General features: G+C 66.3%; 12 protein-coding genes. 9 read left to right on the top strand and 3 right to left on the bottom strand.

Going from position 1 to position 9560, the window contains the following annotated elements; genetic code table 11:
* Together J7E68_RS17850 and J7E68_RS17845 are read right to left on the bottom strand one after the other, a co-directional pair.
* Positions 1-1649 (bottom strand): MDR family MFS transporter (locus tag J7E68_RS17850; RefSeq protein WP_215174866.1); only part of this gene is annotated, 1649 nt, incomplete at its 3' end.
* Entirely contained in the window at positions 1650-2261 is a 612-nt protein-coding gene (locus J7E68_RS17845) for a TetR/AcrR family transcriptional regulator (protein WP_215174864.1), read from the bottom strand.
* Positions 2262-2413: 152 nt separating this feature from the next.
* On the opposite strand from J7E68_RS17845, the gene J7E68_RS17840 reads away from it, so the two are divergent.
* The 4 genes from J7E68_RS17840 to J7E68_RS17825 all read left to right on the top strand — a co-directional run bounded on the left by J7E68_RS17840 (position 2414) and on the right by J7E68_RS17825 (position 4542).
* On the top strand, positions 2414-2881 hold the full coding sequence (locus J7E68_RS17840) for an Asp23/Gls24 family envelope stress response protein (RefSeq protein WP_251049120.1): 468 nt from the start codon (positions 2414-2416) through the stop codon (positions 2879-2881).
* A 124-nt stretch (positions 2882-3005) separates the two neighbouring features.
* Positions 3006-3572 carry an RNA polymerase sigma factor gene (locus J7E68_RS17835; protein WP_215174860.1) on the top strand — a complete coding sequence of 189 codons (567 nt, stop codon included), beginning with the start codon at positions 3006-3008 and terminating at the stop codon, positions 3570-3572.
* Positions 3569-4192: a hypothetical protein gene (locus J7E68_RS17830; RefSeq protein ID WP_215174858.1), complete on the top strand. Its 624-nt coding sequence runs from the start codon at positions 3569-3571 to the stop codon at positions 4190-4192. Before J7E68_RS17835 ends, J7E68_RS17830 begins: the two co-directional genes overlap by 4 nt.
* Complete coding sequence (locus tag J7E68_RS17825) at positions 4189-4542, top strand: hypothetical protein (protein WP_215174856.1); 354 nt, start codon at positions 4189-4191, stop codon at positions 4540-4542. The genes J7E68_RS17830 and J7E68_RS17825 overlap by 4 nt, the downstream gene beginning before the upstream one ends.
* Before the next feature lie 87 nt (positions 4543-4629).
* Here the strand turns inward: J7E68_RS17825 and J7E68_RS17820 are convergent, their stop codons facing one another.
* Complete coding sequence (locus J7E68_RS17820; protein ID WP_215174854.1) at positions 4630-5475, bottom strand: SDR family oxidoreductase; 846 nt, start codon at positions 5473-5475, stop codon at positions 4630-4632.
* Between the two features lie 94 nt (positions 5476-5569).
* Between J7E68_RS17820 and J7E68_RS17815 the strand changes: the two genes are divergently transcribed.
* The 5 genes from J7E68_RS17815 to J7E68_RS17795 form a co-directional block, all read left to right on the top strand.
* A complete protein-coding gene (locus J7E68_RS17815; RefSeq protein WP_215174852.1) occupies positions 5570-5935 on the top strand; it encodes a helix-turn-helix domain-containing protein in 366 nt (121 codons plus the stop codon).
* Between the two features lie 98 nt (positions 5936-6033).
* Positions 6034-7575, top strand: a complete 1542-nt coding sequence (locus J7E68_RS17810) for an APC family permease (RefSeq protein ID WP_215174851.1) — start codon at positions 6034-6036, stop codon at positions 7573-7575.
* Positions 7576-7630: 55 nt separating this feature from the next.
* Positions 7631-8479: a tRNA pseudouridine(38-40) synthase TruA gene (truA, locus tag J7E68_RS17805; RefSeq protein ID WP_215174849.1), complete on the top strand. Its 849-nt coding sequence runs from the start codon at positions 7631-7633 to the stop codon at positions 8477-8479.
* A gap of 71 nt (positions 8480-8550) precedes the next feature.
* The gene (locus tag J7E68_RS17800) at positions 8551-9219 is read left to right on the top strand and encodes an endonuclease/exonuclease/phosphatase family protein (protein ID WP_215174847.1); all 669 of its coding nucleotides are present in this window, start codon (positions 8551-8553) and stop codon (positions 9217-9219) included.
* 176 nt (positions 9220-9395) lie between these two features.
* Positions 9396-9560, top strand: a 165-nt coding sequence (locus J7E68_RS17795; RefSeq protein ID WP_215174868.1) for an uL13 family ribosomal protein, incomplete at its 3' end; no start/stop codon positions are given.

Here is a 9560-nt window from a genome sequence, read left to right as displayed (position 1 = left end):
TCGACCGTAGCCCGGCCATCGCCGTCTGAACCGGTGGCGGTCTGGACGACCACGCCTCGCTGCTCCGCTTCGAGGCGCTCGGCTTCCTCGCCGCTGATGGCCTCGCCGCGGGCGACGAGCCCCGCCTGATCCGACAGCGGGATCTGCTTGAGGAACAGCGACAGCACCAGCGCGAGTGCGATGAACGGCACGAGGTACCAGAACACGGGTGCGAGGGCATCCGCGTAGGCCGTGACGATCCCGTCTCTCACCTCGTCCGGCAGCGCGTTGAGCGTGGCGGGGTCGATCGTCGACGCGGCCTGCGAGGCGGCATCCGGAGACGCTCCGGCGTCGGCGAAGACGCCCAGCAGGTTCTCGGTGAGCCGGGTGGTGAAGATCGTTCCGAACACCGCGGTGCCCAGCGATGCTCCGACCTCGCGGAAGTAGTTGTTCGTGCTGGTCGCGGTTCCGATCTCGCCGGCCGGCACCGCATTCTGCACGACCAGCACGACCACCTGCATGATCAGGCCGAGACCTGCGCCGAAGACGAACAGGAAGGCGCAGATCAGCCAGATCGGCGTCTCGGCCGAGAGGGTGGTCATCGCCACCATCGCGATGCCGGTGAGGATCGTGCCGACGATCGGATAGATCTTGTACCTGCCGGTCTTCGAGATCGCGATACCCGAGAAGATCGAGGTTCCGATCAGACCGACCATCATCGGGATCATCAGCAGGCCGGATGCCGCGGCCGACGTTCCCGACGACATCTGCAGGAATGTGGGCACGAAGCCGATCGCCGCGAACATCCCGATGCCCAGCACGAGTCCGATAGCGGTCGCGTTGACGAAGATCGGGTTGCGGAACAGGCTCAGCGGGATGATCGGCTCCTGCACCTTCGCCTCGGTGATCACGAAGGCGGTGGCGGCCACGACGAGTCCGGCACCCCAGGCCCAGGTCGCGAGCGAATCCCAGCCGAACTCCTTGTCGCCGCCGAAGTCGGTGAAGAAGATCAGGCAGGTGGTCGCGATCGACAGGAAGATCACGCCGAAGATGTCGATCTGCTTCTCGGCCTTCTTGCTCGGCAGCTTCAGGGCGACGAGCGCGATGATGAACGCGGCGATGCCGACGGGGATGTTGATGTAGAAAGCCCACTGCCACGTCATGTGGTCGACGAAGAAGCCGCCGAGGAGGGGGCCTGCGACGGCGGACAGGCCGAACACGGCGCCGAGGGGGCCCATGTACTTGCCTCGCTCGTTCGCAGGCACGATGTCGGCGATGATGGCCTGCGACAGGATCATCAGTCCACCGCCGCCGAGACCCTGCAGGGCGCGGAAGGTGACGAACATCCAGAAGTCGGTGGCGAATGCGCAGCCGACCGACGCCAGAGTGAAGAGCGCGATCGCGACGAGGAAGAGGTTGCGGCGTCCGAGGACGTCACCGAACTTGCCGTAGATGGGCATGACGATGGTCGTCGCCAGAAGGTACGCGGTGGTGATCCAGACCTGGTGGTCGACGCCCCCGAGCTGTCCGACGATGGTCGGCATGGCGGTCGAGACGATCGTCTGGTCGAGGCTCGAGAGCAGCATGCCCGCGATCAGGGCGCTGAAGATGATCCAGATGCGCCGCTTCGTGAGCAGGAACGGCGCATCCTTGGTGGCTGTGGCAGACATTCAGTCGGCTTTCTGTGATGGTGCGTACACGGTGCGAGCGACGGCGAGCCGACGGCTCACGAGATCGCTGAAGGACTCGGTCGAGTGGTGGTGCAGAAGCTGATCCATGCTCAGACGCACCAGCGCGCCGACGGTGTGGACCATGACTTCGGCGCGCATCTCGGCGTCGGCGCTCTCGCCGGTGCGCTGGACGATGAGTGCCATGTCGCGCCGCTCGTTCTTCGCGATCTGCTCGAACGCCGCCTTGAGCAGACGAGGCTCCTGCTCGATCACCGCGAAGAGGGCGGGAGCGTCGTCGAGCGGATTGAAGAGGTCGAAGCGGGCGATCGTCAGCCGGATGAAGTCGTCGAGCAGGTCGCCGCTCTGCGCGGCGAACTCCGTCTCGAGCGCCTCCTGTCTGGGGTCGAGCGCGGCGAAGCCGAAGACCGCGTTCTCTTTGCTCTCGAAGTAGTTGAAGAACGTCCTCCGCGATACACCGACCTCGGCGCAGAGTTCTTCGACGGTGAACCCCGCGAAGCCCTGGTCGGTCGTCATCCGGCGGGCGGTGTCGGTCAGTGCTCGCAACGTCTCGCGCTTGCGCTGCTCCCGCAGTGAATCTGCACTCTCGCTCATAGAGTGCAATATTGCACTCTCAACCTAAGAGTGCACTGTGAAGATTTTCTCAGCTGAGTTTGTGACGATCTGCTTCCGGCATCCGTCTTAGTGGTGTCGCTGAATTGCGACCCGCCCGCTGAGGACGGAAAACACTGATGAAGGAGCACATGATGGCGAACGTCTCGAACGCAGAGCAGCCCAAGGTCCAGGTCGCACCGCAGGCGTCGGCCGTCGCCTCGACCGGCGAGACGATCATCGAGAACGGCGTCGTCGCCAAGATCGCCGGTATCGCCGCGCGTGAGGTGCCCGGCGTCTACGCTCTCGGTGGCGGGGCTGCCCGGGCTGTCGGCGCGATCCGCGATGCCCTCAACTCCACCGACCTCACTCAGGGAGTCAGCGTCGAGGTCGGCGAGACCCAGGTCGCGGTCGACGTGACCATCGTCGCCGAGTACCCGGCGTCGCTCCAGAAGGTCGCCGACGACGTGCGCGCGGCGATCTCGGTCGCCATGACCGATTTCGTCGGCAAGCACGCCGTCGAGGTCAACGTCACCATCAACGACGTGCACATTCCCGCCGACGACGACGAGGCCGTCGAGACCGTGGTCGTCGACGACAGCCCGGAGACCCGCGTCCTGTGACCCCATCGAGGTGCGGACGAGTGATCGGATCAGCATCTCGTGACCGCGCGATCGGGTCGTCGATGAGATCCGATCGCGGGTCTGCTCCGAATACATTCAGGGGCATGGAAAAGGGAGTCGATGCATGGCTGGGGAAAGATTTCGCTCTGCTCTCGAGCAGGCTGACGACCGGATCGTCGCCGGTCGGGCGATGGACGGCGACGTCGCGGCGTTCGCAGTGCTGGTGCGCAGGTACACGCCCATGATGCGCGCCTACACGCAGCGGATGCTGAACGCCTCTGCCGATGTCGACGACATCGTGCAGGAGACGTTCGTGACCGCGTGGCAGCGCTTCTCTGAGCTCGACGACCCGTCGAAGGTCAAGAGCTGGCTGATGCGCATCGTCAGCCGCAAGGCGGTGGACCGCATCCGGGCGCTCCGGCCGATGCTCGACGTCGATGACATGGAGCAGTCGGCTCCCGCGCACAGCGCTCCCGCGCGCGTCGTGGAGGCCCGGGCGGGGATAGAGGCGCTCGGTGCCGCGCTGCAGGAGCTCCCTGCCGCGCAACGCGAGTGCTGGGTGCTGAGGGAGATGGGCGGCTACTCGTACGACGAGATCGCCGCGGAACTCGACATCTCGGTCTCGACCGCTCGCGGGCTGCTCGCGCGTGCGCGCAAGTTCATGATCGTGCGAATGGAGGCCTGGCGATGACTGATGAACAGGGAACCCCCGATGTTCGCCAGCTCGGACTCGAGCCCGGAGATCTCGACGGGCACACTCTCGAAGAGCTGAGCGACTATCTCGAATCAGGAAGACTTCCGCTCGACCCGTCTATCGAGGGCTCGCCCGGCTGCCAGCTCGCGCTCGACGCACTCGAGCGGCTTCAGGGTCTGGGTGGGCAGCTGATCGACGCGGATGCCGCGGCGATGCCGGAGGTCGACGACAGCTGGGTCGACCGCATCCTCTCGGGAATCGCGTTGGATGCGCGCGCAGGTCGCCGCATCCCGTTCGCCGAGACGGAACCCGATGTCGACTTTGGAATCACCGAGGGCGCCGTGCGAGGACTCATCCGCTCGGCCGAGAACGCCGTTCCGGGAATCCTGGTCGGCCGGTCGACTCTCGACGGCGATGTCACCACCGCGGGTGCGCCGGTGCGGATCGCGATCGAGGTCAACGCCGTGTACGGCGAATCGATCCCGACGGCGATCGAACGGCTTCGTACCGAGGTGGCGGATCGTCTGCGACGCCAGACGGATCTCGTGATCACCGGGATCGATGTCACGGTGAAGGACATCCAGCGGATCAGCAGTGCAGGGGAGGAGGCATCATGACGACGACGGCGGTTCCGGGTCTCGCGGAGAGGCTCGAGACGGCAGTGCTGGCGACGCCCGGCGTGCGCAGTGTCTATCGCGCAGGATCCCTGGTCTCGAACCTCGTCGGCGAGGGTGCCGTGGCGATCGGGATCAGTCGGGTCGACGAGCCGCTCATCGCTGTGCGCATCTCAGGCGAGACTGCGTCGGTGGCGGCCTCGCTCGGCATCGAGTACTCGACGAGTGCGGTCGAGGTGCTGCGAGAAGTCCGCGGGGCCGTGGGGAAGGTGCTCGCGGACGACGGGCTGGGGCCCGTCGAGATCGTGCTCACGATCGCGTATGTCCATCCTCGGGAGGCAACGACGGACTGAGTCCGCGTGAGCATGCGAAGGGGCCGATCCTGGGTGAAGATCGGCCCCTTCTCGGGCGTCAGCCCTCATCCTGTGAACGTCGCGAGATCAGGCGATCGCGCGCAGCCCCTCGACGAGGGGCGTCGTCGGCCGGCCGATCAGGCGGGCGAGAGTGCCGTCGGTGTCGGCCAGCGCCCCCGCCGCGATTCCGGCGTCGAGAGCGACGACGAACCCCGCCGTGCCCTCATCGAGGCCCGCCGCCTGCAGGCCCGCGAGCTGCTCGTCGGCGGTCAGGGGCTGGTAGGTCACGTCGCGACCGGCGACCTCGGCGATCGCGCCCGCGAGGTCGGAGTAGTTCCACGCGACGTCGCCGCCGAGCTCGTACACCTGGCCGATGTGGCCGTCTTCGAGCAGCACGACCGCTGCAGCCTCGGCGAAGTCCCTGCGGCTCGCGGAGGCCACGCGACCGTCGCCGGCGCCGGATGCGAGCACACCGGTCTCGGCGGCGCGAGCGAGGTCGGCGGCATAGTTCTCGGTGTACCAGTTGTTGCGCAGGATCACTGCGGGCAGACCGGATTCGGCGATGAGCTCTTCGGTCGCCTTGTGCTCGGGGGCGAGCACGAGGTCGCTGGTGGTCGCTTTGGGTGCGCTCGTGTAGACGAACTTCGTGACTCCGGCATCCTTCGTGGCGTCGATGACCGCCTTGTGCTGGGCAACGCGCTGGCCGACCTCGGAGCCCGAGACCAGCAGCACCGAATCGACGCCCTCGAGCGCTGCGGTGATCGACGACGGCGCGGCGTAGTCGAGGTGCGCCACGCGCACGCCGAGGTCCTGGGCCTTCGCGACGTCGCGTGCGCCGGCGATGATCGACTGCGGATCCGCGCCGCGCTCGAGGAGGCTGGCGATGACGAGGCGTCCGAGGTTGCCGGTCGCGCCGGTGACGAGGATGGTCATGGGGTGTCCTTTCGTAGGTGACATGACCATCAACCGCCTCGGGCAGTCTGTACATTCCAGACTGCGGGTACCCACTTGGAAGTAAGGTACATACATGACCGTTAGTTATGCGCAGATCCGGGAGGCGACACCTCAGATCTTCGAACCCGGGTGCAGCACGCGTGTGATCCTCGACCACGTGATGAGCAAGTGGGGTGTGCTCGTGCTCTCGTCTCTCTCCGACGGCACGCGCCGCTGGGGCGAGCTGCGGCGCGAGGTCGGCGGCATCAGCGAGAAGATGCTCGCGTCGACGCTGCGCACCCTGGCGGATGACGGTCTGGTGCATCGCGAGTCGCTGCCGGCGGTGCCGCCGCACGTCGAGTACAGCCTGACCCCGCTCGGCCGGGACCTGATGGACCGGATGCTGCCGCTCGTCGAGTGGGTGGCCGATCACGCCGACAGCATGACCGATCGCGGGTAGCCAACGGATTCCGCCGGTCTGAGGCGGTTCTTTCCACGGAATCCATCGGTCTGAGAAAAGGATTGACGCGATAACCGCAGTAGCCGTATGTTCTGAACATGTCAGCTACGACGCCGATCCATCTCGAACGCCCCGAAGGCAAGGGGCTCGCAACCGGTTCGCTGGGGCTGTGGGGTTCCACGGTCATCGGGCTCGCGTCCACCGCGCCGGTGTACTCGCTCGTCGCCACGCTCGGATTCGTGGTGCTGGCGGTGGGAGCACAGGCGCCGATCGCCTTCATCATCGCCTTCGTGCCGATGCTGCTCATCGCGTTCGCGTACCGCGAGCTCAACAACGCCGTGCCCGACTGCGGCACCACCTTCACGTGGGGCACCAAGGCGTTCGGCCCCTGGGTGGGCTGGATGGGCGGATGGGGCGTCGCGGTCGCCGGCATGGTCGTGCTCGCGAACCTCGCTCAGATCGCCTCGGTCTACTTCTGGTCGCTGATCGGGTTCGATCTCGAGAACAACGACTGGCGGATCATCCTCGTCGCGGTGCTCTTCATCGCCGCCATGACCTGGGTGAGTTGGCGCGGCGTCGAGATCGGCGAGCGCATCCAGAACGTCCTCCTCGGCATCCAGTACCTCGCACTCGCGATCTTCGTGGTCGCGGCCCTCTGGCAGTTCTTCGCCGGTACCGCACCCAACCCGACACCGTTCGACCTCGAATGGCTGAACCCGTTCGGCTTCACCTCATGGTCGGGCTTCACCGAGTCGATCCTGCTCGCGCTCTTCATCTACTGGGGCTGGGACACCTGCCTCGCCCTCAACGAAGAGACGAAGGACCCGAAGAAGATCCCCGGCCGCGCGGCTCTGCTGACCACCGTCATCCTGCTGTTCACCTACGTGGGTGTGACGATCGCGGCGATGATGTACGCCGGGCTCGGCGACACCGGCACGGGCCTCGGCAACGAGGCGAACGCCGACGACTTCTTCCTCGCGATCAAAGACGGCCTGCTCGGCCCGTTCGGCTGGATGCTCGTCGTCGCCGTGATCATCTCGGCGATCTCGTCGACCCAGACGACGATCCTCCCCACGGCTCGCGGCACGCTCGCCATGGGCGTCTACCGCGCACTGCCCGCGAAGTTCAAGGATGTGCATCCGACCTACAAGACGCCGTCGTTCTCGACCATCGTCATGGGGGTCGTCGCATCGGCGTACTACGTCGGCATGACCCTGTTCAGCGACAACATCCTGCAGGACTCGATCCTGTCGCTCGGTCTCGCGATCGCCTTCTACTACGCCATCACCGGCTTCGCGTGCGTCTGGTACTTCCGCAAGGACCTCACGACCTCCTCGGGGGACTTCTTCTTCAAGGGTCTGTTCCGCCTGATCGGCGGGCTCATGCTGACCGGCGCGTTCGTGCAGTCGGCGATCGACATGTGGGACGTCGACTACGGCTACACCGTGCTCTTCGGCATCGGCGGCACCTTCGTGATCGGCATCGGCTCGCTGGCCTTCGGTCTGGTGCTCATGTTCCTCTGGTACCTCTTCCCGCGGTCGAAGAGGTTCTTCCGGGGAGAGAGCCTCAACCGCGACACCCAGGTGATGGTGCCCGACGAGCCGGGAGACATCATCCGCTCGATCGACGGCGGCATCTGAGATACGGCATTCGGTCAGAGCCGGATCGCGCACGGGTACGGCCTAGGCTCTATCTGTGCGCATCCGGCTCGACATCGCCTACGACGGCACCCACTTCCGCGGGTGGGCCAAGCAGCCCACCCTGCGCACGGTGCAGGGGACTCTCGAAGCGGCGCTCGCTCGCATCGTCGGCTCCGACGTGCAGTTCGTCGTCGCCGGACGCACGGATGCCGGTGTGCACGCGTTGGGCCAGGTCGCGCACGTCGATCTCGACGACGAGCAGTGGGCGCGCATCGAGTCTCGTCAGGGTCGCGCCCCTCAGGATCCGGCTGCGTCCATCGCTCGGCGCATGCGCGGGGTGCTCGGTGCGTATCCGGATGCGACCGTGACGCGCTCAGCGATCGCCCCTGAGGGGTTCGATGCGCGTTTCTCCGCAGTCTGGAGGCGCTACCGCTACCGCCTCGCCGATGAGTCGTCGGGGTACGACCCGATCCGCCGCCACGACACGACGGCCCACCGCGGGGTGCTCGATGAGACGGCGATGGATGCCGCTGCGCGCACCCTCATCGGCCTTCACGACTTCGCGGCGTACTGCAAGCCGCGTGAAGAGGCCACGACCATAAGAACCCTTCTCGACTACCGCTGGACCCGAGACGCCGAGGGCGTGCTCGTCGCCGAGGTCAAGGCCGACGCGTTCTGCCACAGCATGGTGCGGGCCCTCGTCGGCGCCTGCGTCGCGGTGGGCGAAGGGCGGCTCGACATCGACGACCTGGTCGTGCTGCGCGATGCGCTCACCCGCACCAGCGAGTTCAAGGTGCTGGCCGCTCGGGGCCTCACCCTGACCGAGGTCGGGTACCCCGCCGACGACCTGCTCTCGACCAGGGCGGAGCAGACACGCGCTCGCCGCGACCGCGCGAGCTCATGACGGCACGCGTTCACCGGACGGACGGGCGTTTGCCACCGGAATCCAAGCTGCACGCACTAGCGTGAGGTGCGATGAAGGTCATCTCGTACAACCTGCAGAAGCACCGCGCGGCCGGAGAGCTCGTGGCCCTGGCTTCGGCGCACGATCCTGACATCCTGTGTCTGCAGGAGTGCGACGTCGCCGGCCTGCCAGAGCGCATCGGCGACCTCGCGCTCGCCGACGCGACTCAGGGCAACCGACTGGGGCTCGCGATGTTCTACCGCGAGAGCGCCTTCCACCTTCAGGGCATCCGCACGATCGAGCTGAAGAAGTCGCTGCACGACCGGATCGCGAAGCCCGCGCACGAGCGAGTCCTCGGCGCGAGGTTGAGAGACATCGATGCGGGGCAGGACTTCATCGCCGCGTCGTTCCACGCCGCACCCCTGACCGCGCTGAACTCCCTGCGTCGCCACCAGATCCGCGCCGCACTCACCGAGCTCGCGACCCTGGGCGAGGGGCTGCCTCAGCTGATGGTCGGCGACTACAACTACCCGGTCTTCAAAGAGAACCTCGGAAAGACGGTGCGCGAGCACGGGTACGCGCTGACCATGAGCGACGACCACACGTACACGCGCTATCGGGTGTTCCGCGGTCACTACGACTTCGCGACGTCCGTCGGTTTCGAGATCCAGCGCGTCACGACCCTGCCGCAGGGACTCAGCGATCATCGCCCGATCCTGGTCACCACGCGCTTCGACTGACGGACGCGTTCGGATTGGGATTAACGCCCGGAATGACGTAGGCTGTCTCTTTGGTACTCGACTGCCGAGTACTAACGAACGTGAGCCCTCCACTGGCGTGTTCCTCCCTGTCGGGAAGAACCACCCCGGAGTGGGATTCACGAACTTCTCCGTTCGAACAAGAAAGCAGCACTATCGTGACGCGCACTTACACCCCTAAGGCCGGCGAGGTCCAGCGTGACTGGGTCGTCATCGACGCCCCTGACGTCGTTCTCGGCCGCCTGGCTTCGCCCGCCGCCACGCTCCTGCGTGGCACGCACAAGCCCACCTTCGCCACCCACATCGACTCGGGTGACTTCGTC

The organism is Microbacterium sp. ISL-103 (genome assembly GCF_018613995.1).
Taxonomy (GTDB): domain Bacteria; phylum Actinomycetota; class Actinomycetes; order Actinomycetales; family Microbacteriaceae; genus Microbacterium.
Note: the sequence above shows the minus strand (reverse complement) of the source record. Positions and strands in the feature narration are given on the sequence as shown.